Raw genomic sequence first — 24,098 nt, forward strand, 5'->3', positions numbered from 1 at the left:
ACCTTGCAGGTTAACCCGAACTGAAATCCGTGCGATCCGTGAAAATCCGTGCATCCGTGGCAAAAAATCAGCAACGCGTGACATTCGTCCATTCGTGGCAAAAAAGCGAAACCGAAAAAATTATTTCAGCCGCGAATTCACGAGTGCATCCAAAAACCGAATCTGTGGCAAGCAAAAAAATAGCGGCATTCGCGCCAAAAAACTATTTTTACAAAAAACCAAAAATGCTCCGGCGACTCCTTTCCTACCTGTATCCGCTCAAAATCCACAGCCGCAAATCCGCGATCAGCAAGACCATCGAGATCACTTGGGCCAATGGACAATTGGTGCTCGATTCCAAGAATACCAATTATTCCTACGGAAGTCTGCAGCGCGTTTTGCGTTTGGGACTCAAGAATATCGGATTCGAGAAAGTGCGTCCGATGCCCGAAATCCTCGTGCTTGGCGTGGCCGGCGGAAGCGTCATCAAGACTTTGGTGGACGAAATCGGATGCAAAGGGCAAATCACGGGCGTCGAAATCGATCCCGATATCATCAAGGTCGCCAATGAATATTTCGGTCTCGACCAAATCCCGAACCTCGAAATCGCGATCGACGACGCGTTCGAATTCGTGCTCAAGACCAAAAAGCACTACGATCTGATCATCATCGACGTTTTCCAGGACACCGAAATGCCCAATTTCCTGTTCGAGAAATTCTTCGCCGAAAGACTCGGATTCCTGCTCAAAAAAAACGGTTTCATCCTGTTCAACACCATGACGCTCACCGGAAAGCACGACAGCCGCAACGTGCAATACCTGTCGCACTTCGACCGCGAATCCTTCAAGTGCCGATGCCTTCCCCGACTCGAAAACCATAACGAAGTCATAATCGTCGAGAAAATCTAGTCTGAAATCTTTAATTTAGATAATAGATGATAAACTTTGGGATAATAGACAATGTCGCGGCCGAAAAGTGTCCATCATCTATCCGTCTATAATCTATCAGTCTATTATCTATTATCTATCTGCCAACCTAAATCTCCAAAAATGAATCCGCACGAACAATTGATTGAGGAATTTTACGCGGCATTTGCCCAGCAAGAACCGGAAACGATGGCGAGTTGCTACCATCCCGAAATCACTTTCGAGGATTCGGTTTTCGGGAAACTTCACGGCAGGGACGCAGCCGATATGTGGCGCATGTTGCTCGAGCGTTCCAAAGGCAATCTCACGGTAGAATTCTCCGATATCCATGCCGATTTGGAGCAAGGATCGGCCAAATGGGTGGCGCAGTATCCGTTTTCGAAAACCGGACGCCAGGTCGTCAACAAGATTTCGGCAAAATTCACTTTCAAGGACGGACTGATTTTTACGCACGAGGACACTTTCGACTTCGCAGTCTGGAGCCGGCAAGCCTTCGGACTCACGGGCTGGCTTTTCGGCAAAACCGATTTCCTCAAAAACAAAGTGCGCCAACAAGCGCTGGCCTCGCTTAAAATCTGGCAAAACAAACAACTACGATGACAAAAGCTTTCTATCCGTTGCTATATCTGGCTTGGTCGGACGATTTGCTCACGCAGACCGAGTTCGAATCGATACGCCGTTTTTTCGAAAACCAGGATTGGATTCCCGATTCCGAGAAAACGGAATTGCTCCAAAAGGTCGATATTTCGAATCCGCCGACGCGCGAAGACTTGGCGTTATGGAAAACCGAAGTGCGCCAGACTTTGCTTGAGAATCCGCAAGTTCGCTCGCTTTTCAATCTGTCGTTTGAACTTTCGGGCAAAAATCAGGCTTTCGCCGATGCGCGAGAATCTTTCGTGCAGCTCGAGAACGAACTCGGCGTTCTGGGCGAGGAAACGATGCAGCATTTTCTCACGCCCGAAAATACGCTTACGGCAAAGCACGACACGGTTCACGGATTTGATGTCGCGAAAATGCAGGCCTTTTTGGATGCGGACGAAGCTGAAATCATCGCTAAGGTAAAATCGGTTCTGTCGCGTCCGGAGTTCGCTTATTTCGAATCGACCGATGTGGACGCTTATCGCGAAAAAGTGCTTGAGTGGTGCAAGATCTTAGCCGACGAAAATCTCGGAAACATGGCTTTCCCGAAGGAATTCGGAGGCGGCGGAAACATGAAGGACTATTTTTCGGTCATGGAAGCGCTGAGTTTTCACGACTTGAGCCTCGTGATCAAATTTGGCGTGCAATTCGGGCTTTGGGGCATGTCGGTTTATTTCCTCGGAACCGAAAAACACCACAGCAAATACCTGCAAAAGATCGGATCGCTTACACTTCCGGGTTGTTTTGCAATGACCGAAACGAATCATGGGTCGAACGTGAAAGGGTTGCAGACGACGGCCACATACAACCATCAAAACAAGACTTTCACGATCCACACTCCGACGCCGAATGACCAAAAGGAATACATCGGAAATGCGGCCAAACACGGACAAATGGCCACGGTTTTCGCCAAATTGATCCTCGACGGAAAAGATTATGGCGTGAACGCTTTTATCGTTCCGATAAGAAATCCAGACGGAACGACCTGCGACGGCGTCACGATAGCCGATTGCGGCCACAAAATGGGTCTGAACGGCGTGGACAATGGAACGCTTCGGTTTGAAAATGTCGTGATCCCGATGGAAAACATGCTCGACAAATTCGCTTCGGTCGACGAAAACGGCCAGTTCCAAAGTCCGATCCCGAGCGACAACAGGCGTTTTTTCACGATGTTGGGAACGCTTGTCGGCGGACGCATCGGCATCCCGAGATCGGCTTTGTCGGCTTTGAAATCCGGACTCGAAATCGCAATCCGCTACAGCGACCAAAGACGGCAATTCGGTCCGGAAGGCGCATCTGAAGTTCCAATCCTCAACTATCGCATGCACCAAAGGCGACTTTTGCCCTATCTCGCCAAATCTTACGCTTTCCACTTTGCGTTGAGACATCTGACGCAGAGATTTTTGGACAGGACCGAAGACGAAATGCAGGAAATCGAAGCGCTCGCCGCCGGGATGAAGGCTTACGTGACCTGGAATGTGCGCGACGGCTTACAGGAATGCCGCGAAGCCATGGGCGGGAAAGGCTATCTGAGTCAAAATCGCATCGACGCTTTGAAGAACGACACCGAAATCTACACGACTTTTGAGGGAGACAACACTGTCCTGACGCAATTGGTGGCCAAAAACAGGCTGTCGGAATTTCGCAAGGAATTCGGGAAACTCGACGTGGCCGGCATGATCACTTATGTGTTCGAGAACGCCAAAACGGCCGTTTCGGAGAAGAATCCTATCATAACCAGAAGAACCGATGACGCCCATTTGCTCGATTATGCGTTTCATCTGCAAGCGTTCCTGTATCGCGAGAAAACGATTTTGGCTTCGGCGGCGAAACGGCTCAAAAAGCTGGTCGATTCCGGACTTGACCCTTACGATGCATTCAACGTTGCCCAACATCAGATGATGGACGTGGCAAAAGCTTATCTCGAACGCGTGATTCTCGAGCAATTCGAGGCTGCCATTTCGAATAACGAAGATTCCGAAAGCAAAAAACGCCTGGAACAACTGCGCAATCTCTTCGCACTGCATCTGCTTGAAACCCACAAAGGCTGGTATCTCGAGGACGGCTATATGGAAAGTGCCAAGACCAAAGCGATACGCAAACTCGTGAACCAATTGTGTTGGGAAATCAGGAAAGACGCTGTTCCTTTGGTCAAAGCTTTTGGGATTCCCGAAAATCTGTTGGGCGCGGAAGTGCTGAAGTGACAAGTGCAAAGTGCCTGAGATCCTGAGTTTAACGGGACATAAATCTGTTTGTGTCCGACTTTTGCAAATTCACTCCGGAAATCGAAAATTCCGATCTTCGGGACGATAACGCGTTACGATCACTTGTCGGAATTTCTTAAATTGGCGCAAAACACTTCGACATGCACACCGGAAAACGCTATTGCCTGCCCGAATTCCTGCTTTGGACGCGACGCGACATCTACGTAATCGTAATCTTATCGACCGTTCCGGCTTTACTCTACAAATGGGTCGGCTGGCATTGGGTCGCCTTGCCCTGGGTTCCGATCGCCATGGTTGGCACTGCCGCGGCTTTTATCATCGGATTCAAGAATACCCAAACCTACAACCGACTTTGGGAAGCCAGACAAATTTGGGGCGCGATCGTCAATACGAGCCGTACTTGGGGAATCGCGAGCCGTGATTTCATACATTCCGACAAGGAAACCCACACCAGGCTCATTTACCGTCATTGCGCGTGGCTTACGGCTTTGCGCTACCAACTTCGGGAAACGCGCGGCTGGGAAAACTCGAGCCGTCCGCATTTCAAGGAATATCGGAAACACTATTCGGTTCCGGAATGGGAGACGCCTTTGGAGGACGAATTGCGCAAATTCCTGTCCGATGAAGAAATGGCTTACGTGCTTTCAAAGAAAAACCGCGCGACGCAAATCATTGCCTTGCAGTCCAAGCATATCAAGCAACTCAGGCAAAAAGACGCTGTCGGAAGTTTTGAATACGTCGAACTCGAGCAAGCTTTGTCGAACCTTTACGATCATCAGGGAAGATGCGAGCGCATCAAGAATTTCCCGTATCCGAGGCAATTCGCCAGCATCACTTTTTTCTTCGTTTGGATGTTCGTGATTTTGCTTCCGATGGGAATGTTGGGCGAGTTCGCAAGAATCCATCCCGATTGCGCGTGGTTCGCCATACCGTTTGCCACGATTGTTTCCTGGGTTTTTACCGCCATGGACAAAGTGGGTGAAGCGACCGAAAATCCCTTTGAAGGCGGACCAAACGACATCCCGATGGCCAACATGAGCCGTATGATCGAAATCGACTTGCGCGAAATGCTCGAAGAAACCGAACTTCCACCGCCAATTACAGCCACAAACAATATTTTGATGTGATCGAACACAGGCGATTGTTTCGCCACAAAAGATCAGAAGCCAAATCCCGCTGCCGCTTCAAGTCCTCGCTTTGGGCGCAAATTTTTATAGTTTTGACAAGAGCTTCCTTCGGTCGCTTCGCCAAACCTTAAAAATAAAGCGCCAAAAGCTGCGGGCTTTCCCGCTATATCGGGGCTAGGGCATTCGTCCCCAAACCAGTTCCGGATCGTAGAAAAGACGTCCGTTTTTCACGACGAGAGGCGAATCGATGTTGTTGGTGTAAAGTGCGCCGGTTCCCAAACCCTGAGGCATCGGATTTCCCAAAGTAAAAGTCCATTGTGCGATCGCATTCAACCCGATATTGCTCTCCAAAGCCGAGGTGATCCACCAACCGATATTGCGTTCTTCGGCCAGCGAAATCCACTCTTGCGTACCGCGAAATCCGCCTATGAAACTTGGCTTCAAAATGATATATTGGGGTTTGATCTTATCGAGTAAATCGGCCTTTTCTTCGCGCGAAAAAACGCCTATCAGCTCTTCGTCCAATGCAATGGGAAATGGCGCATCCAAACATAATTTTGCCATTTTGTCAGGTTGTCCTTTTGCAATCGGTTGTTCAATACTATGCAACTCGAATTCAGATAATTGACTTAATTTATATAAAGCCGAATCTAAAGTGAATGCCCCGTTTGCATCTACCCTGATTTCCATCTGTTCCGCTGTGAAATTGGCCCTGATGAACCGCAACAATTCGAGCTCTTTTCCAAAGTCGATCGCTCCTATCTTGAGCTTGATGCAGTCGAAGCCCGAGGCTATTTTTTCGTGGATCTGTTCGAGCATGAAAGACTCGTTTCCCATCCACACCAAACCGTTTATCGGAATCGATTTTTGGCCTATTGTAAACGCGGTCGGATATAACAAAAACGGTGACTCGCTTTCCAAAGAACGAAAAGCCATTTCAACACCAAATTGTATCGACGGAAATTCCGGAAGCGCTTCCCAAAGCCGGTTTTCGCCGAGTGAAATGTTGTCGCAAACCCATTGCAGTTTGTGCTCGTAATCGGGCCTGTCGTCGGCAGAAAGGCCTCGCAAAAGTCCGCACTCGCCTATTCCCGTTTTTCCGTCTTTTTCAAGAACCAGGAACCAGGTTTCTTTTTGGGTAAGAATGCCGCGGGAAGTTCCCGAAGGCCGTTTGAAATCGAGGTCGTATCGCTTGTAGGAAGCTTTCAATCTTCAAGGATTTTGATCACGCGGTCGTAATCTTTCGAGTCCAGACCTGCCTTTTTAAGATCGGCGAAGTCCTTTTTGACGCGCTCTTTCCACGAACTCGTCGTGTTCACGTTCTCGCCTTTGTACTTGCGGTAAATGTCGCGGGCTCGGGAGAAATCGTCGCTGAGCAAAAGGGCGTGCGCCTTTCCGAGTTTGACGAAAAGATCGGAGTTGTCAAGCTTTTCGGCTTCCTCGAAATGCTGTCTGGCTTTCGAGAATTGTCGCGAATACAGATAATTTTGGCCTTGATTGTAGTAATCTCTAACGATCGCGTTTCCGTTGGTGAAAATCGCCGAGTTTAGCAAATCGATTGCTTTGTCGTATTTTCCAGAGGCGAAATGCTGTTGCGCCTGGATTCTCACGGCGGTCAAAAGCCCTTTGTTGGCGGATTTCGAATCGAGGCAGTTGTCGCCGAAATCGCGAAACGCCTTGGCTTTCTCCTCGACAAGCAATTTTTGGTATTCGGCGAAAGTGTATTTGAACGTGAATTGGTCAAGAATGCACGAACACAAGGGTTCGGAATCTGTCATGAGCTGTGCCAGACCCGAAGTTCCGCAAAGTTCAATGACCGATTTCTTGTTCTCGTTCGTCCAGCCGGTCGCGGCCTTTTTGTCGACCCAAGGCACGACCTCGAGCACGATTTTCTGTTTCATGATCCAGTTGTCGCTTTCGAACCCGAAATACACGAACGGCGTGTTCAGGCAAAGCGAACGTCCCGTGACGAGCTTGACTTCTTTTGAAACCGGAACGTTTTGGTAAATGCAGGCTTTTTCTGGTTTTCCCGATTGTTTGTAAGCTTCGGATTTGTCTTTTTCCGTGAACAAGGCGTATTTGCACTTGTCGTCTCCTGAGATTTTCGACAAAAGAAAAACCGCTCCCGCCGATCCCTGGCTGATTCCCGAAGGATCAGGAATCGATTTGAGCAGCGATACAAGACTGTTCGCCATTTGTTGGTTCTCGTCGAGCACCGTGATCCTGTAAACGAACTCTGTCGTTCCGAGCGGGAAATTCTCTGTCTTTACGACGATCCTTTCGCCCGCGGGCACGACGATTTCTTTTGTGGTCGCTCGGTCTTTGTCCCAAAAGCCGTTCTGCGCCGACAGGTTTGCCGACAAAATGCCCAAAGCGAGCGCGAATATTGATCTTGACAACTTCATTTCTGCGTGTTTTGTTTGCAGCCCAGCGTTAAAAATCCAAATTCCAAATTCCAAAGCTGAACCTATTTCCGTGCTGGAAAAAGTCCAAAGTTAGTCTTTTGAAAAATTCCCGCTATGAAACCAATTGGAATTTGGATTTGGGATTTGGGATTTAGAGTTTCACTACAAGTCAACCGAGTCGCCAATTGGCAGCAAAATCAGTTCTTTCTCGGCTTCGGAGAATTTGCGCAAAGCGTCTTCCTGGTTGATCTTGATGTAACCGAAAGTATCGTAGTGATAGCCCAAAACCTTATCGCATTCTACGAAATCAGAGGCGATTATAGCGTCTTCCACGTCCATCGTGTAATTGCTTCCGATCGGCAAGATGGCCAGATCGAGTTTGGTGCGCATCGGAATCAATTGCATGTCGAAAGTGACCGATGTGTCACCGGCGATGTAAATGTTCTTGAATTCGCTTTCGATGACGAATCCGCCCGGATTTCCGCCGTAGGTGCCGTCAGGGAAACCGCTTGAATGGTGCGCCACGACATATTTCACTTTGCCGAAGTCGAATTCCCACGTTCCGCCGTAGTTCATGCCGTGCGACTTGAAGCCTTTTTGCTCGTAGTATGTGGCGATTTCGGCATTTGACACGATTGTTGCTCCGGTGCGTTTTGCGATCGCCTCGACGTCGAGCACGTGGTCGCCGTGGGCGTGCGTGACCAAAATGTAATCGGCTTTGAGATCGTCGATGTTGACGTGCGAAGCGAGTTCGTTGGCAGTGATATAAGGATCGACGATGATGTGGCGGCCGGAGACTTCTATTGAAAGGCTTGCGTGGCCTAGGTAGGTGATTTTCATAGTGTTGTTGTTTTTAGATAAAAGAGGATAGACGGATAGATGATAGACTTTTCCGGTAGCTGATTTTCAGATTTTTGGAATTTAAGACTGTCGGATTTTTAGAATGTCAGATTTTCAGAAGCTGTGCTATCGAGAGTGAACTCAGGCACTTTTTCCCTCAGGCACTCAGGCACTCAATGAGGATTCGTCAGCGCCGTAAATATCTGCACGACGATATCCTGAAGGAAATAAATCAGCGAAAGCGCCAGCAAGACCGACATCAGAAAAGTACTGATGGCCAACTTCTTGAGTTCGGGATCTAGCGCTCTCGGCTCTTTGTTTTTGGCGACCCTTGCCAAATGAGCGATCATTGGAATAAAAGCGATCACATACAGATATTGATCCCAAGTGAATTCTCTCAAATACGAGAATACCAACACCAAAACCATGGCCGAAACCACAAGGAAAAAATGGTATTTCTTGGCGGCCGCACCTCCTATTTTCACTACAATGGTATTTTTTCCGGATTTTTTGTCGGATTCCTCATCGCGCATGTTGTTCAGGTTGAGCACGCCGACGCTCAAAAATCCTACGGCCGTAGCAGGCATGATCAACAGCGGATCGATTTCTTTCTTGAACATGAAGTAAATTCCCAGCGTAGAAACGTATCCGAAGAAAATCAACACGAACAGATCGCCATAGCCGCGATAGCCGTAAGCTGTGTTTCCCACCGTGTACCGAATGGCAGAAGCGACCGCCAAAACGCCTAGAAACAGGAAAACAAGCGAATAGATCAGGTATTTTTCCTTGAACGAAAAATAAATCAGCGTCACGGCCGAAATCATCGTGATGACAGAAGTGACGATTATGGCGCGTTTCATCTGCGCAGGCGAAATGACGCCGCTTTGGATGGCGCGCGTCGGCCCGATCCTGTCTTCGTTGTCGGTTCCTTTTACTCCGTCTCCGTAATCGTTGGCAAAGTTGGAGAGAATTTGTAGCAGCAAAGTTGTCGACAGCGCGAAAATGACGATTTTCCAGTTGAAATCGCCGTCTTTCATGGCGTAAAAACAACCGATCAGGATTCCTGATACGGAAAGTGGCAAGGTGCGCACGCGTGCGGCTTCAATCCAGTGTTTCATTAATTTGGTGTTTTGTTTACTCTTTTTATTAGCTGATTTTATGTTTTTTTGACGAGCGAAGTTTGCAACTTCGCGAATTGTGTGGCCGAGTCTGTGACTCGGAAAAAAAAGCAGCGACTCAGGAACTTCGTGCTCCGACACTCGACTCACATCCAATTGCTGTCACTCGTTTCCATTTCATACAACCATTTATTCACGTAGGCCTTTACGGACGTGTAATTCCCCAATTGGAAAGACAAATTCCCGCCGGCGGTATATATCGTGAGATAGCCAATGTTGGCCGACTTGTGCCAAAACAGCTGCGTAACCGACAATGCCTGAATCTTCTCGGGCTCGATGATTTGATTGGCGATATCCCAGGCGCCACTTTGCTTGATTATGAATCTGTCGTTTATGAACAGCCTATAATTCCGAAAGCCGAAAAACAGCAATGTTCCTCTTAAGATCGCCCAAACCGGGAAAATCCAGTAAAAATCGATAAGAACGTCCGTGGGCATCGCCAAATAGGCTATTCCTAAAGGTACGACAATCGACAGGAATATCGAAAACACCAGCTTGCGGTAATTCGGTTTTAGCATCACGCCTTTTTCAGGAATAGATCCGAACAGCAATTTATGGATGGAATCGCGCTCGATCGCATTGACACCCGGAATCTCGATGGCCGTCTGTTTGCTTTCGGCCGCGCCAGAAGTCGCCTGTTTGATGCGCAACTCGAGAATGTCCATCTTTTTCTGGAAATAATTCTGGGAAACGGTCGTGATCTGGACTTTTTCAGGCTTTAGGATCGTCGATTTGGTATTGATGAGTCCGAAAGAAAGCAGCAAAGAACCTTTCTGCCTCGAGATCGAATAGCCAAAGTAACGCAGCATAACCCGTATCACATTGATGATCAAAATCGACAAAAGCAAGATCATCACGAAAATCATTCCCGTCGTAAACGCAATCGATTCCTCGAAATACCGCTCGAGATTCGGGTCGTAACTCGTGCTTTGCAACGCGCGGTGAATGTTTTCGTAAATCGTCCAAAAAAATGCGAAAAGCAAACCCATCGTTCTCAGGTAATTCGACGTGATCCCATATTTGAAAAGGCTCAGGAATGAAATCTTGATGAAAGGTTTTGGTTCCGATGTGGTTTCGGATGCAACTTCAGTATCAGAATCATCAACGGTTTCATCCAGGACAATTCGCCTTGAATTCTCGAGCAGACGTTCTTTCAAAGCCAAAGCCAGCGCATGCGAAATTGCCCTGATCTTTCCTTCTTTCTTGCTCGATCCGGCCGTGTCGACTTCCAACGTATAAACGCCGATGATGCGCTGCAAGAACGATTGGTTGATATTTACCTGTTGGATTTTTTGCAGTTGGACAACGGTTTTCGACTTGTTCAGGATGCCTTCGGTGATCAGGAATTCCTCGTTTTCCTCGTCGATCCAAAACGTGAAATTGCGGTAACGCAGCCATCCGATGACAATCGCAATTACCAGAAATCCGACGAAAGTCAAGGTCAGATAGATCGCTTTGGCCTTCGTGAAATTCACGGCGGAAATGATCAGGATCGGGAAAAGCGCGCGTCCCCATTCCTGTAAAGTGTGGGCGAACATCACGATAATCCCTACTTTGGACTGCCTTTGCGGACTGCTGAAATTGGCCATTTAAAGTTCTTTTCGGATTTTGCCCATGAGCAACTGCTTGATATTTTCGGCCTGCTCCTTCTCTATTCCGGGAATCTGCAGATCGCTTTGGTGTCCGCCGGCGGTGAAAACCTCTATTTTGGCCAATCCGAAGATTCTCGAGATCGCGCCTTCGTGCAAAGCCACGTGCTGAACGCGGTTGTAGGGAATCACCATAGTTGTCGTGGCGATCACGCCGTCTCTGTACAAAACATCGTGCTCTCGGAAAGCGAATCCCTTCTTGACGAAACTGAGTCGTGAAAATCCGATTGTCGCAAGGATCAAAACGATGTAGGCGATGACCAGATAAAGTCCGTATTCCTGAAATTCCCGCTGGAAATAATACATAAAACCAAGCCCGGCGCCCACAATCAGGAAAATGATGGCTTCCACGATCAAAATCACTTTCCAGTAATCGCCGTGGATTTTGGTAAGCCGAACTTCCTCAAAACGCGGAAGAGTGTTGGTATCGAGGGTTTCGTTGGTGAATTCCATGCTCTAAGATGATAGATAATAGACGGATAGATAATAGACGGATAGATAATAGACGGACAGATTACGGAAATCTTGAGACTTCGAGAGAACTCCGGCACTCAAGCACTTCGCACTCAGGCACTGTCAAGGAATCCACTTCTTCTCAAAATTCGGCTTGCGTTTTTCAAGGAAAGCGTTCCGGCCTTCGGTCGCTTCTTCGGTCATGTAGGCCAGACGCGTCGCTTCTCCGGCGAAAACCTGTTGCCCAACCATTCCGTCGTCTGTCAGATTCATCGCGAATTTCAGCATTTTGATGGACGTTGGCGATTTGGCAAGAATTTCCTGAGCCCAATCGTAAGCCGTCGCTTCGAGCTCGTCGTGCGGAATGACGGCGTTGACCATTCCCATCTCGAAAGCTTCCTGAGCCGAATAATTGCGTCCGAGGAAGAAAATCTCGCGCGCCTTTTTCTGTCCGACCATTTTGGCCAGATAAGCCGATCCGTATCCGCCGTCGAAACTCGTGACGTCGGCATCGGTCTGTTTGAAGATCGCATGTTCCTTGCTGGCAAGCGTCAAATCGCAAACCACGTGAAGACTGTGTCCGCCGCCGACTGCCCAACCCGGAACGACCGCTATCACAGCTTTCGGCATAAATCTGATGAGCCTTTGGACTTCGAGGATGTTCAGTCGGTGCATTCCGTCCTCGCCCACATACCCTTGATGGCCGCGTGCCTTTTGGTCGCCTCCGGAGCAAAAACTCCAGATACCATCCTTGGTAGACGGACCTTCGGCAGAAAGCAAAACCACACCAATCGACGTGTCTTCCTGCGCATCGTAAAAAGCGCGATACAACTCGCTGGTGGTTTTTGGTCGGAAAGCGTTTCTCACGTTTGGCCTGTTGAAGGCGATTCTCGCGACACCGTTGCATTTTCTGTAAGTGATGTCTTCGAACTCTATGGCGGTCTGCCAGTTAATTTCTGCCATTGTGGACGGATTATTTGCGTAAAAATAGTACTTTTCGGCCGCATAAAAATTAGCTTTCCATGAAAAAATACTTGGCCTGCGCCGCCTTTTCGGCAATCGCTTTTTCAGGGTTTTCCCAAAAATATGAGTTCCAATCGGTTGCAAATCTGGAGTGCGAACCCGTGATTTCGCAAGGCATTACGGGAACTTGCTGGAGTTTTTCGTCGACGTCGTTCCTGGAATCGGAAATTTTCCGGACCACTGGCAAGCATATCGACCTCTCGGAAATGTACAATGTGCGCCACACCTATCCGAAGAAAGCCTACAACTACATCATGCGCCAAGGCCACGCCCAATTTGGCGAAGGCGGACTCAATCACGATGTGATCAACAGCGCCAAGGAATTCGGGATCGTGCCCTTGAGCGCTTTTTCCGGTTTGACCGAAGGACAAAAAGCCTACAACCACGCCGAAATGGTCAAGGAACTCGAAGTGTTGGTCAAGGCAAATGCCGAGAAACCGCAAGCCGACTGGCAGAACAAAGTCGATGCGATTCTCGACAAATACATGGGCAAAGATGTATCCGAATTCACGTTTGACGGCAAGAAATATTCGCCTAAGTCATTCCTTGAAATGACAAAACTCAAGTTATCTGACTACGTGACTATTACTTCTTTCACACAAGCGCCGTTCTACTCGAATTTCGTGCTCGATATCCCGGACAATTTCTCAAACGGGAAAATGTACAATCTTCCGCTTGACGAATTCATCTCCAACATCGACAACGCGCTCGACAAAGGTTATACGCTAGCTTTGGATGCCGACGTGAGCGAAAAGACGTTCTCTAGCAAATTCGGGGTTGCCGCCATTCCACAGAATGAAGCCGACGAGAAATCGATCCTGACTGAAATCCGTCCGGAAAAACAAATCACGCAGCAGTTCCGCCAATCGGAATTCGAGAATTTCAATACGACCGACGACCATTTGATGCATATCGTCGGGAAAGCCAAAGACCAAAAAGGCAACGTTTACTACAAAGTCAAAAATTCGTGGGGAAGCGATTCGAAAAATGTCGCAAACGGCGGATTCATTTACGTGAGCCAGGCCTACATGCGCCTCAAGGCGATTTCCGTGATGGTTCACAAGAAGGCTTTGGTTTCCAAGACTAAAAAGGAACTTGGTATTTAGTTGCAGTGTTAGTGGCAGTTGCAGAAGCAGTGGCAGTTGCAGAAGCAGTTGCAGTTGCAGTTGCAAGGCAGTAGCAATTGATGTTTTGGAAGCAGGATCACTTTTCGCGCAATTGAAACTTATAAATAACGATCGGGAGTTTTGGCTTCCGATTTTTTTTTGCTCCAAAAATTCCTCGACTGTACCCGGAATTAAAAAAAGGCTAGATTTGGAAAAACCACACCGATCATAAAATCGTTTCCAACAGTAAACGTCCGTACTCGAAAGTCATGAGTTGTGTTTTGTCCCAATGCTATCGGGATGGAATTTGGGATTTGGGATTTGGGATTTGGATTTTTTGATCTTCAGCCCCACTTGACTCCGGTCATACTCAAAGAACCGCCAACAGTCTTGTCGTTGAAGAAACTCACATCGTCTTTGGAATCCTGCAAAGCCATCGCATAAAGTAGCGGATAATAATGATCGGGCGTGGGAATGGCCAATTTCGCCGCCGGATTGAGTTTCTCGTATTCGATCAAAGACCTGAAATCGCCATTTCCGATCCTTTCCTTGAAAACCGAATTCATCTCGACCGCCCAATCGAAGCCATATTCCGGTTCCGAAAGTTTGTCCCAGGCGACCATTCTTAGGTTGTGCACCATATTCCCGCTTCCGATAATCAACACGCCTTTCTTGCGCAACGCCTTGAGCTGTCTGGCCAGATTGTAATGGTATTCAGGCGGCTTGTGATAGTCGATGGAAAATTGCAACACGGGAATGTCGTGGTTCGGATACATATGGCGCACGACGCTCCAAGTGCCGTGATCCAAGCCCCAATCGTGGTCGAGCCCTACATTTGTTTCCTTAAAAAGACCCGACGTAAATTTGGCCAGCTCCGGATTTCCCGGCGCCGGATATTGCACGTCGAACAAAGCCTGCGGAAATCCGCCAAAATCGTGTATCGTTTTGGGAAAATCCATGGCCGTGACGTGCGTTCCTTTCGTGAGCCAATGCGCCGAAATGACCAAAACGGCTTTTGGCTTTGGAATCTCGCGTCCGAATTTTGCCCAGGTTTGCGAAAATTCCGTGTCCTGGATCGCGTTCATTGGCGAGCCGTGCCCGATGAACAAAACCGGATGCGTCAAATCTTCCTCAAGCAAATCTTTTGTCCAGTTATAAAAAGGCTGTGTCGAAGCCATAAGCGTTCCTCCTAGTATCGTTTTGATGAAATCTCGTTTTCGCATACAACATTTGTATATACAAATATAATGACATTTTTCACGGATGCAACTTTGGTTGACAGGATTTTAACGCTTCAAAAGTTTTTGATCTGCCGATCGTGGCGCAAAATGTGGACAATCGCGTGTTCCATCAATTGTTCGATGTCGTAACGTTGTTGCCATCCGGTAAGCATTTTAGCCGATTCCTCGCAGGTTTCAAGCTCTTCATCGGAAATTTCCGCGAAAACTTCACGCGTAAAATTTACCATGTCGTCGAGTGCGGACATGTACATGTTTACGTGCGCGAAAAGTTGCTTCGGAGGACGATTTTGAAGTTGTCCGTTGCGATTGAGCAATGTTGTCGCATAGCCGAATCCGGCGTAAACGACGTGAGAGAGAATGGTTTGGATGGAAAGACAGTCCGGATTTCGGGTTTCAGGATCGAAAACATGCACCAATTTTTCATCGGACACTTCCGAAATCGTGCGCTTCAAATCGTCGACTTTATCGGCATAAATCTCGAGCAAAGCCGTAACTGCGCCCTTTCCCACTATTTTATCAGCTGGATTCCGTCGTCCTTGATTTCGATTTTTCGGTCTTTGTACAAAGCGCCGATTGCCTTTTTGAACGTTTTCTTGCTCATTTGCAGAATCGATTTGATGTCTTCGGGCGAACTTTCGTCGTTCAGCCTCAAAAAACCTCTGCCCGATTGCAGTTTATCGAGTATCTTTTGGGCATTTGGCTCGACTTTTTCATAGCCTTGCTTTTCCAGCGAAACGTCGATTTTGTTGCCCGGACGGATTTTTTTGATGAATCCGACAAGGCGATCTCCGGGCTTGATGCTTTCGTCAAAAACCTCGTTCTCGAACAAAAGTCCTTTGAAAGACTCGTTTACGATCACGTTGATGCCGGCTTCTGTGATGTGTGAAACCAACAAATCGACTTCATCGCCAACTTCCACCGAAAGTTCGGAATTGTCCAGGAATTGATTGGTTTTGCTCGATCCGACAAGGCGATTCGACTTCTCGTCGACGAACATATAGACGATATAACGCTTGCCTTTTTCCATCTTTCGCGCCTGTTCGGCAAACGGGACGAACAAGTCCTTTTCCATTCCCCAATCCATGAAAGCCCCGAATTCATTGGTGTAATTCACTCGCAACAGAGCAAATTCATTGAGGTAGATATAAGGTTCAAGCGTTGTGGCGACTTTTCTTTCCTCGTGATCGAGATAGACGAAAACATCGACTTCCTGACCGATTTCGTATTGCAAAGGCACGTATTTGTTAGGAAGCAAGACTTCTTCCTTTCCGTCGCCCAGATAAAGCCCCACTTTGGTTTCGCGCAAAATCTCAAGCGTGTTGTATTTCCCGATTTTCATTTTAAACGTTTACTGTCGTTTGTAAACGTTTACTGTCGTTTACAAACGGAAATGCGGCCAAAGGTACGAAGTAAATCTGCAATCTTTTGGACGAATGCGATAAGGTGACAAATGCGCGATTGTCGGAACTTTCCAAAAACAAAATATCATGGCAACCAAGAAAAAACAAGTCAAGGACGATCCTTGTTGGAAAGGTTACGAGCGCGTCGGTACCAAGAAAAAAGATGGGAAGGAAGTTCCGAATTGTGTTCCTAAGAAGAAGTAGCAGTGGCAGTGGCAGTGGCAGTGGCAGTAGCAGTGGCGGAAAGCAGTGGCAGTGACAGAAAGCAGTGGCAGTGACAGAAAGCAGTGGCAGTGGCAGAAATGACGTGATGTGAAAAGTTCCAGTAGCATGGCCAGCAATATGACATATTTCGACTGAGGCTGGTTGCATGCGATAAGTTAAGTTGCTGAAATATCCAATTTCCATATTGGAGAATTTCTTGCAATGCAATCCCTAAATCCTGTACTCACTGTACAACTGATTCAGCTTCTGCGATTGCTACTGCTTTCTGAAGGCGGTCACTAAAACTGCCATTTCTTTCTGAGCTGCCTAGCTACTACAACTGCTTCTGCTTCTGCTTCTGCTTCTGCTTCTGCTACTGCTACTGCTACTGCTACTGCTACTGCTACTGCTACTGCTACTGCTACTGCTACTGCTACTGCTACTGCTACTGCTACTGCTACTGCTTCTGCAACTAACAAAAACTTCCCCATTCAGCCCAAGAGCCGTCGTAAACTGACAGCTTTTCGAAGCCGCAAATATAAGCTGCAAAAGCTGTGATGCAAGCCGTAACGCCAGATCCGCAACTGAAAATAGTCGGTTTTTCGGAATCGATTTTAGAGAAGATTTGTCTCAATTCTGATGTCGGTTTCAATTTTCCGTCGCACAGGCAATCGTTGAAGTACAGATTTTTTGCCGACGGAATATGCCCGCGCCTCAAACCTTTTCTGGGTTCGTCTTCCAATCCGTTGAAGCGGTTCGGATGGCGTGCGTCGACGATTTCTGACGTGTTTTCCAAAATCGCTTTCTTGACTTGTACCTTGTCCGCGAAAAAGTCCGGATTGAATTCCGGGACGAAATTTCCTTTGGAACCTGGTGTTTTGTGGCCATCGGAAACATCGAATCCGACCCTTTCCCATTCGGGCAAACCGCCGTCCAAAACGCAGACATTCTCGAATCCCATCGATCGGAACATCCACCAAACTCTTGGGCTTGCGTAAATTCCTTTGTTGTCGTAAACCACGATTTTACTGTCGTCGTCTATTCCCAACTTTTGGACTTCGTCGGTAAATTTTTGTTCGGAAACCATTGTGTGCGGCAAATCGGAAGTCGTATCGCTGAAGGTTTTGTCCAAATCGAAAAAAATGGCGTTTGGAATTATTTTGTTTTCAGAATCGGATTTTTCGATCGGATTTCCGAAACTGCCGTCCAATATGACCAATTTCGGATCATGGGAATTTTTACGCAACCATTCCACCGACACCAACGCCATTACGCCAATTGTTTGAAATAATCGCGCAACACGCCGTCGTTTTCTTTTTCGGGTGTAAAAATCTCGAGAATCGCCTTTTGTTTGGCCTTGTAAAGCGACTCCAATCCAGATTTTACGCTTGTTTCATCGGAAACCTTGATGTATTCGAAACCATACATTTTGGCCAAATGCTCCGCCGTCAGATTGTGGTGTGTCTCAAAAAACGTATTGAAAACCTCGGTTTCGGAATGTCCGGGCAAAATCCTGAAAATGCCGCCGCCGGAATTGTTCACGATCACCATTTTGAAGTCGTTCGGGATATAATTGTTCCAAAGCGCGTTCGAATCGTATAGGAAACTGATGTCGCCGGTAATCAATAATGTTGGTTTCTTGGACGCGACAGCTGCACCGATTGCCGTCGATGTACTTCCATCAATGCCGCTGGTTCCGCGGTTGCAGAAAACCGAAATCGACTCGTCCATATCGAACAATTGCGCATATCGGATTGACGCGCTGTTGCTGATTTGCAGGTTGCTATCTTTGGGCAAAGTCGGAATCATCCTCCCAAAAACCTTGAAGTCCGAATAAGGCGCTTTCTCGAGAAAAATCTTGTGTTTCTTTTCGCGCAAAGTCTGAACGGACGCGGCTTTCTTGGCATAATCACTTTCGACTTCCTGTGCAAAAGGCGCAATCTGGTTGAAAAAATCGTTCGGACCGCAAACGAAATGGTGCGCAAGACAACCGAAAGTATTGTAAGCGCGCAAACTGTCGACATGCCAATGGTGTTTTGGCTGAAATTTGCGAAGCCACGCCTTGACGCGTTTGGAGACGATCATTCCGCCGAAAGTGATCAGGACTTCGGGCTTGAAATTTTCAAAATCCACGTCAGAAAAAGGCGTGATGAAAGTGTCGATTTTGCTGATGAAAGTCGGATGGTGGACATTCGAAGTCACTTCGGTCATAACGACGATCGACGGATCTTTCGCCCAACTTTCGAGAATTTCGGTATCGATCTCATTCGGATCGTTTCCGCCAATGAGGATCAGTTTCTTTTTGGACGCATTCCAGATGTTTGTCGAGGCAATGATGTCGTCGATGGAAATATTCCTGAAAACCTTCGCCGCGGCCGAAATCGTCGCATCTGTTGAAAGTTTGCTCACGGTTTCATAAAGCGGTTCTTCGAAAGGCACGTTGATATGCGTCGGACCTTTCTTGAGATAAGCCGTGTTGATGGCTTCGTTGATCAGTTCGTCGTTTGCAGCGGAGGCTTCCTCGGACAGGTTCGCGTTATACAACGAATGGTTCTCGAACACGTTCCGCTGGCGGATCGTCTGTCCGTCGCCGATGTCGATTTTCGAGGTCGGACGGTCGGCGGAAATTACGACAAGCGGAATCTGGTTGTAGAAAGCTTCGGCCACAGCCGGATAATAATTGAGCAACGCCGACCCCGAAGTGCAAAGCAAAGCAACGGGTTTTCCGGTTTGTTGCGCAATTCCGAGCGCGAAAAAGGCCGCACAGCGCTCATCGGCAACACTGTAGCACGTAAAATCTTTGTGGCTGGCGAATCCTATCGTGAGCGGCGCATTCCTCGAACCCGGAGAAATGACGATCGTGGTAAGTCCTTTCGCGAGACAAATTTGCAAAACGCTCTGCGCCAAAGGGATTTTTGGGTAAATCATGAGTAAATTTTGAGAATGTAGGATAGCGCCCGCGAAGTTCGGTTCGGGATAAAGAACTATATTTGCAAAGCGCCGAAACCGAGTGCTAATTTACTAAAAAATGATGCGGCAAACTTTACTTCACCCCTTGTTTTTTCTGCTTTTGATTTGTGTTCCGACGTTTGGTCAGACGCCTTTTCCTTTCAACGAAACAGGTTACGGGAATGTCATGAAACAGGCCAAGTCAGAAAACAAATCCGTGCTTTATATGATGTATGCTGCCTGGTGTCCGCATTGCCACAAAATGCGCGACGAGGTTTTCGCTGACAAGGAAGTTTCGGATTTGCTCCAAAAAAACTTTCTCGTGGCCGCCCAAGACGTGGAACTCGAAGGCGGACGCGATTTGGCCAGGAAATTCAGCGTTTCCTCCTACCCGACTTTCGTGGTTTTGGACAAAGACGGCAATTTCCTTTACGGATTCAACGGCGAGCTCAAAAAACCTGATTTCATTGCGGAACTGAACGAGGCCAAAAATCCCGAAAAGCAACTTCCTTATCTTAAAAAGAACTTCGGCAACGATCCGTCGGACGGAAATAAGGCACTCGCGCTGATTCTCGCCTTGAGAAAAGCCTCGCTTTCGGCCAATGAAGTTGCGCTGAAATACCTGTCGACCCAAAAAGACGAACAGCTCGTGAATGCGCTCAACTGGAAAATTCTCGCAAACGGGGTTTCCGAGATCGAATCGCGTCCGTTTCAATATGTCTTGTCGCATCAAAAGGAATTCGCATCGGTTTCGTCCGAAAAAAGGGTCGCGCGCAAGATCGAAAACATCGCCATGGAAGCGCTCAAAAATCCGGCAGAAAAAGGCGACACGATCGGCTACAAAAAACAACGGGTTTTGGTCAAGTCGATCAGGATGCGAAAAACCGATTCGCTTGCGTACGTGTACGACAAATTCCTGTACGAAAAAGTCAGGGATTGGAAGGCTTACCAAAACGCGACAATTCATTCGGTAGACGATTTCGACGCCAAAAATTACTCTTCTTTGCGAAATACGGCCGCGGTTTACCTAACGGAAATTTCAGACAAGGAAGCCTTGAAAACCGCCGTAAAATGGAGCGAAAAGGCCACTTCGCTTCAAGAATCCAAGGACGGCTATCTGCAAACAGCGAAATTGTACGAGAAAATCGGGGATAAAACCAAAGCGATCGCAGCTGCGCAAACCGCTCGTGAATTCTGCATCCGCGTTGGTTTCGGAACAAAAGACGCCGACGAACTGCTAAAAAAACTGCAATCCAAATGACGACATTTTCGATCCGTGAAGCCACTTTAAACGACGTTCAGGGCGTTTTGGATATCGTGAATCACGCCATTGCGCACACGACTGCGAACTACAATTACGATCCGCAGACCATTGAAGCGCAATTGCAGTGGTTTGGGGAAAAACAGCAGAAAACATTTCCTGTTTTTGTCGCCGATCACGATGGAAAAGTTGTCGGTTTCAGTACTTACGGAACATTTCGCGAAAAAACAGGATATCGATTTACGGTCGAACATTCGGTTTATGTCGCCGATGGTTTTTCAGGGAAAGGCATCGGAAGAAAATTACTCGAAACCTTGATTGCCAAGGCCAAAGAGCAAGGTTTTCACACGATGATTGGCGGAATTGATGCTTCGAATGAAGATTCTATCGCTTTTCACCGGAAATTCGGTTTTGTGGAATGTGGTGTTATCCGGGAATCGGCTTTTAAATTCGATCGTTGGCTGGATTTGCTTTTTATGCAGCTTTTGCTCAAATGAGGTTTTTTGGTCGAACAAGACTGTAAATTTTAAACCATTAAGGTCATTAAGAACATTAAGACCATCAAGGCTTTTCGCTTTTTGCGACCGGGGAATTCCATCTTGGAAATTTTTTGAACAATTAAGAAGTTGAGACAAGTTAAGGTCTGCTCTTGATCTAAAGCAGGTAGCTCGCATAGATTTGTTTCATTCGTGGCATTTGTGCATTCGTGGCCAAGATTTCCGATGTTAGGAAAAGTAAATTGCCTCGATTCGGTTTTGCACGTGCGATCCGAGGCGAAATTTGTAAAACGATCCGTGGCTTAGAGTAATCTTGACCGCAGAAATTTAAACCATTAAGGTCATTAAGAACAGTAAGGCGATTCGCCTTGCATCCGAAATTTTCGTGGCGCTAACTTGAACGGTCAGGAAGTTCGCAAAAGTCAAGATTCGCTACGAATCGAAATCAGCCAGCCCACTTAGATTTGTTCCGTTCGTTCGCATTCGTGAATTCGTGGCCAAAAATCAGACACTAAGAGAAACTAGGTTTAAGTTGAATCGGCTTAATCCGTGCAATCCGAAGGCGAAATTTGTAAAAACGATCCGAGGCTTAGAGTAATCTTAACCGCAGAAATTTAAACTATTAAGGTCATTAAGAACAGTAAGGCGATTCGCCTTGCATCCGAAATTTTCGTGGCGCTAACTTCAACGGTCAGGAAGTTCGCAAAAGTCAAGATTCGCTACGAATCGAAATCAGCCAGCCCACTTAGATTTGTTTCGTTCGTTCGCATTCGTGAATTCGTGGTCAAAAATCAGACACTAAGAAAAACTAGGTTTAAGTTGAATTCGGCTTCATCCGTGCGATCCGAAGGCGAAATTTGTAAGAACAATCCTTGGCCTAGAATAATTTTACCGCGAATTCGCGAATTTTTGCTCGAACCGATAAGGATTCGCAAATTGGCGGTTTAGAACAAAAGCCAATCGAGGACGCAACAAATCTGTGGCGTCTTGTGCAATCAGCGAATCGGGATAAAAATCTCTTCTTCGGAATCTGGATCGTTGTTCTTATACTTCGCACCCAAAATCTCGAAATGCGGCCGATCGTCGAGCTCGAAACCAGAATTCGGCAGCCAATGGTTGAAAATGTGTCCGAAAGTAATGGCCGCGGTTTGGCCCGAACCGACGTGGAGAAAGACAGCATATTTTCCCTCGGGAATTTCTATTGATTTGAAATCTTCGGGGATTTCAGCTTCGGGATTCACGGCCGCGCCCGCCCATTTGGTGAACTCGCGCGTCGCATCAGAGAAATCGAAACCTTTCGGATAAGTCTGCAACGAGAAAAGATCGTTTCTGCGGACGTTTGCCAATTTCTTCCGCTTCGGCATAAAACCGCTCCATAACTCAAAAGATCTGTTATCGGCAAAACTCATTTTGATCGAATTTCCGGCCAAAATAGTCCTTGGAAAAATTTCAGTCCTTAAAAACATAGCCTAAAAAAAGGAACCTTAAAGTTCCTTAGTTGTAATCCAATTTATTATTTTTTCGTCGGACGGCGTCGTTCTTGGGGCGACGACCTTAACCAATTCGCCTTTCTCGTTGAGCAGGTATTTCTGGAAATTCCATTCGACCTCCGAATCCTGCAGACCGTTTTTGGATTTTTGGGTAAGCCATTTGTAGACAGCGTCCATGTCGTCACCTTTTACCGAAATTTTGGACATCATCGGGAAAGTCACACCATAATTCATTTTGCAGAATTCGGCGATTTCTTTATTCGATCCCGGTTCTTGCTCGGCGAAATTGTTTGCGGGAAATCCCACCACGACGAATCCTTTTTCCTTGTAACGGTTGTAGATTTGCTCGAGTTCTTCGTATTGTGGCGTGAGTCCGCACTTGGATGCCGTGTTGACTATCATCACTTTTTTGCCTTTGAGGCTGCTCAAATTGAAGGTTTCACCTGTCAAGGTCTGGACTTTGAAGTTCTGGTCGTAAATGCTTGGGCGTTCCATTTTTTGCTTGTCTGTGGTTTTGGCGAGTTTTTGGGAAGATGCCGAAAGGCCCAAAACGCAAAAGATCGCTATCATTATTTTTTTCATCACTGGTTTGGTGTTTTTTGTGGATTCCCAAAGCTACGGAATTCGGGCGTGAAAAGGAAACCGATGTCGTTTATAAAATGGAAAAAGCCCGGTGTTCGTAGCTCCGGGCTTTTATGACATCCGTATCAAAATCCCAAACAACTAACCGATACGGACGTCAGGATTGTCGGATTACAGGGGAAATTATTGGGGTAAAAACCCTGTAACGCCAACTGACCTAAAGATTGGGTATCGATATTTACGTAAGGAATGTAAAGTCGGATTTAAAAATGCCTCTTTTTTTGAAAAATTATTTTCGGATGCAAAACCAATGTACAAACCGCGAACTGCTCAGTTTCTTAACTAAAAATCGATATATTTGGGTAAACTACACATAATATGACCCAAGACCAATTACTGATTCTGATTGCCGAAAAGGACGGACGGGCTTATACGCACATGTATAATATGTACTCGAAAAGTCTTTTTTCTGTCATCTGCAACATGATTTCAGATCGCGAGGATGCCGAAGACGTGCTTCAGGAAACTTTCGTTAAGATCTGGAAAAACATCGATTCGTACAGCGCCGCCAAAGGCCGATTCTACACCTGGATACTCAACGTCGCGCGGAACACGGCTATCGACAAGATGCGTTCGAAAGGCTACAACAACACCAAGAAAAACCTTTCTGCCGATAATTTCGTACATCTACTCGAAGACAGCACTAGAATGACTTACAGAATAGACGCTATCGGACTTCGCGATTTTGTCAAGAAGCTCAAGCCGAAATGCATAGAGATCATCAACCTGCTTTTTTTCAAGGGATACACGCAACAGGAGGCCTCCGAAGAACTGAACATCCCACTTGGAACGGTTAAGACGCAGAACCGCAACTGCATCAATGATTTGCGAAATTTCTTACAGGTGTAAAACCAACGAACAAAA

At 47.1% G+C, this 24,098-nt stretch carries 23 protein-coding genes; 8 read left to right on the forward strand and 15 right to left on the reverse strand.

Features of this window, described 5'->3' with window-relative positions:
• Nucleotides 1–224: 224 nt before the first annotated feature.
• The 4 genes from EOO49_RS11125 (at nucleotide 225) to EOO49_RS11140 (ending at nucleotide 4,896) form a co-directional block, all read left to right on the forward strand.
• Nucleotides 225–887 (forward strand): spermidine synthase, encoded by a 663-nt coding sequence (locus EOO49_RS11125; RefSeq protein WP_290845634.1) that lies wholly within the window; start codon nucleotides 225–227, stop codon nucleotides 885–887.
• A 141-nt stretch (nucleotides 888–1,028) separates the two neighbouring features.
• The gene (locus tag EOO49_RS11130; protein ID WP_290845636.1) at nucleotides 1,029–1,505 is read left to right on the forward strand and encodes a nuclear transport factor 2 family protein; all 477 of its coding nucleotides are present in this window, start codon (nucleotides 1,029–1,031) and stop codon (nucleotides 1,503–1,505) included.
• The gene (locus EOO49_RS11135; protein WP_290845638.1) at nucleotides 1,502–3,748 is read left to right on the forward strand and encodes an acyl-CoA dehydrogenase; all 2,247 of its coding nucleotides are present in this window, start codon (nucleotides 1,502–1,504) and stop codon (nucleotides 3,746–3,748) included. Before EOO49_RS11130 ends, EOO49_RS11135 begins: the two co-directional genes overlap by 4 nt.
• Nucleotides 3,749–3,909: 161 nt before the next feature.
• Entirely contained in the window at nucleotides 3,910–4,896 is a 987-nt protein-coding gene (locus tag EOO49_RS11140; RefSeq protein WP_290845639.1) for a bestrophin family protein, read from the forward strand.
• Nucleotides 4,897–5,070: 174 nt separating this feature from the next.
• Here the strand turns inward: EOO49_RS11140 and EOO49_RS11145 are convergent, their stop codons facing one another.
• The 7 genes from EOO49_RS11145 to EOO49_RS11175 form a co-directional block, all read right to left on the reverse strand.
• Nucleotides 5,071–6,105, reverse strand: a complete 1,035-nt coding sequence (locus EOO49_RS11145; RefSeq protein ID WP_290845640.1) for an o-succinylbenzoate synthase — start codon at nucleotides 6,103–6,105, stop codon at nucleotides 5,071–5,073.
• A complete protein-coding gene (locus tag EOO49_RS11150) occupies nucleotides 6,102–7,301 on the reverse strand; it encodes a tetratricopeptide repeat protein (RefSeq protein WP_290845642.1) in 1,200 nt (399 codons plus the stop codon). The genes EOO49_RS11145 and EOO49_RS11150 overlap by 4 nt, the downstream gene beginning before the upstream one ends.
• Nucleotides 7,302–7,463: 162 nt before the next feature.
• Nucleotides 7,464–8,141 (reverse strand): metal-dependent hydrolase, encoded by a 678-nt coding sequence (locus tag EOO49_RS11155; protein ID WP_290845644.1) that lies wholly within the window; start codon nucleotides 8,139–8,141, stop codon nucleotides 7,464–7,466.
• Between the two features lie 173 nt (nucleotides 8,142–8,314).
• Nucleotides 8,315–9,259 (reverse strand): 1,4-dihydroxy-2-naphthoate polyprenyltransferase, encoded by a 945-nt coding sequence (locus EOO49_RS11160; protein ID WP_290845646.1) that lies wholly within the window; start codon nucleotides 9,257–9,259, stop codon nucleotides 8,315–8,317.
• Between the two features lie 146 nt (nucleotides 9,260–9,405).
• Nucleotides 9,406–10,908, reverse strand: coding sequence for a PH domain-containing protein (locus EOO49_RS11165; RefSeq protein ID WP_290845647.1), 1,503 nt, complete (start codon nucleotides 10,906–10,908; stop codon nucleotides 9,406–9,408).
• A complete protein-coding gene (locus tag EOO49_RS11170) occupies nucleotides 10,909–11,421 on the reverse strand; it encodes a PH domain-containing protein (protein ID WP_290845648.1) in 513 nt (170 codons plus the stop codon).
• A gap of 123 nt (nucleotides 11,422–11,544) precedes the next feature.
• Complete coding sequence (locus EOO49_RS11175) at nucleotides 11,545–12,384, reverse strand: 1,4-dihydroxy-2-naphthoyl-CoA synthase (RefSeq protein ID WP_290845649.1); 840 nt, start codon at nucleotides 12,382–12,384, stop codon at nucleotides 11,545–11,547.
• A 59-nt stretch (nucleotides 12,385–12,443) separates the two neighbouring features.
• Here EOO49_RS11175 and EOO49_RS11180 point away from each other — a divergent pair, with 59 nt between their 5' ends.
• Nucleotides 12,444–13,550, forward strand: a complete 1,107-nt coding sequence (locus EOO49_RS11180; RefSeq protein WP_290845651.1) for a C1 family peptidase — start codon at nucleotides 12,444–12,446, stop codon at nucleotides 13,548–13,550.
• Between the two features lie 344 nt (nucleotides 13,551–13,894).
• Here the strand turns inward: EOO49_RS11180 and ygiD are convergent, their stop codons facing one another.
• The 6 genes from ygiD to menD all read right to left on the reverse strand — a co-directional run bounded on the left by ygiD (nucleotide 13,895) and on the right by menD (nucleotide 19,323).
• The gene (gene ygiD, locus EOO49_RS11185; RefSeq protein WP_290845653.1) at nucleotides 13,895–14,773 is read right to left on the reverse strand and encodes a 4,5-DOPA dioxygenase extradiol; all 879 of its coding nucleotides are present in this window, start codon (nucleotides 14,771–14,773) and stop codon (nucleotides 13,895–13,897) included.
• A 71-nt stretch (nucleotides 14,774–14,844) separates the two neighbouring features.
• Nucleotides 14,845–15,300: a DinB family protein gene (locus tag EOO49_RS11190; RefSeq protein ID WP_290845654.1), complete on the reverse strand. Its 456-nt coding sequence runs from the start codon at nucleotides 15,298–15,300 to the stop codon at nucleotides 14,845–14,847.
• The gene (locus EOO49_RS11195; protein WP_290845657.1) at nucleotides 15,300–16,130 is read right to left on the reverse strand and encodes a S1-like domain-containing RNA-binding protein; all 831 of its coding nucleotides are present in this window, start codon (nucleotides 16,128–16,130) and stop codon (nucleotides 15,300–15,302) included. The genes EOO49_RS11190 and EOO49_RS11195 overlap by 1 nt, the downstream gene beginning before the upstream one ends.
• A gap of 564 nt (nucleotides 16,131–16,694) precedes the next feature.
• Nucleotides 16,695–16,886 carry a hypothetical protein gene (locus EOO49_RS11200; RefSeq protein ID WP_290845659.1) on the reverse strand — a complete coding sequence of 64 codons (192 nt, stop codon included), beginning with the start codon at nucleotides 16,884–16,886 and terminating at the stop codon, nucleotides 16,695–16,697.
• A complete protein-coding gene (locus EOO49_RS11205; protein ID WP_290845661.1) occupies nucleotides 16,868–17,665 on the reverse strand; it encodes a sulfurtransferase in 798 nt (265 codons plus the stop codon). Before EOO49_RS11205 ends, EOO49_RS11200 begins: the two co-directional genes overlap by 19 nt.
• The gene (gene menD, locus EOO49_RS11210; RefSeq protein ID WP_290845662.1) at nucleotides 17,665–19,323 is read right to left on the reverse strand and encodes a 2-succinyl-5-enolpyruvyl-6-hydroxy-3-cyclohexene-1-carboxylic-acid synthase; all 1,659 of its coding nucleotides are present in this window, start codon (nucleotides 19,321–19,323) and stop codon (nucleotides 17,665–17,667) included. The genes EOO49_RS11205 and menD overlap by 1 nt, the downstream gene beginning before the upstream one ends.
• Before the next feature lie 100 nt (nucleotides 19,324–19,423).
• Between menD and EOO49_RS11215 the strand changes: the two genes are divergently transcribed.
• The gene (locus EOO49_RS11215) at nucleotides 19,424–20,605 is read left to right on the forward strand and encodes a thioredoxin family protein (protein ID WP_290845664.1); all 1,182 of its coding nucleotides are present in this window, start codon (nucleotides 19,424–19,426) and stop codon (nucleotides 20,603–20,605) included.
• A complete protein-coding gene (locus EOO49_RS11220; protein WP_290845666.1) occupies nucleotides 20,602–21,102 on the forward strand; it encodes a GNAT family N-acetyltransferase in 501 nt (166 codons plus the stop codon). The genes EOO49_RS11215 and EOO49_RS11220 overlap by 4 nt, the downstream gene beginning before the upstream one ends.
• Nucleotides 21,103–22,097: 995 nt before the next feature.
• On the opposite strand, the gene EOO49_RS11225 is transcribed toward EOO49_RS11220, so the two are convergent.
• Both EOO49_RS11225 and EOO49_RS11230 read right to left on the reverse strand, forming a co-directional pair.
• Complete coding sequence (locus EOO49_RS11225; protein ID WP_290845668.1) at nucleotides 22,098–22,511, reverse strand: GyrI-like domain-containing protein; 414 nt, start codon at nucleotides 22,509–22,511, stop codon at nucleotides 22,098–22,100.
• 75 nt (nucleotides 22,512–22,586) lie between these two features.
• Nucleotides 22,587–23,174 (reverse strand): glutathione peroxidase, encoded by a 588-nt coding sequence (locus tag EOO49_RS11230; protein ID WP_290845669.1) that lies wholly within the window; start codon nucleotides 23,172–23,174, stop codon nucleotides 22,587–22,589.
• 378 nt (nucleotides 23,175–23,552) lie between these two features.
• Between EOO49_RS11230 and EOO49_RS11235 the strand changes: the two genes are divergently transcribed.
• A complete protein-coding gene (locus EOO49_RS11235) occupies nucleotides 23,553–24,083 on the forward strand; it encodes an RNA polymerase sigma factor (RefSeq protein ID WP_290845670.1) in 531 nt (176 codons plus the stop codon).
• Nucleotides 24,084–24,098 lie beyond the last annotated feature (15 nt).

The organism is Flavobacterium sp. (assembly GCF_004295795.1).
Classification (GTDB): Bacteria; Bacteroidota; Bacteroidia; order Flavobacteriales; family Flavobacteriaceae; genus Flavobacterium.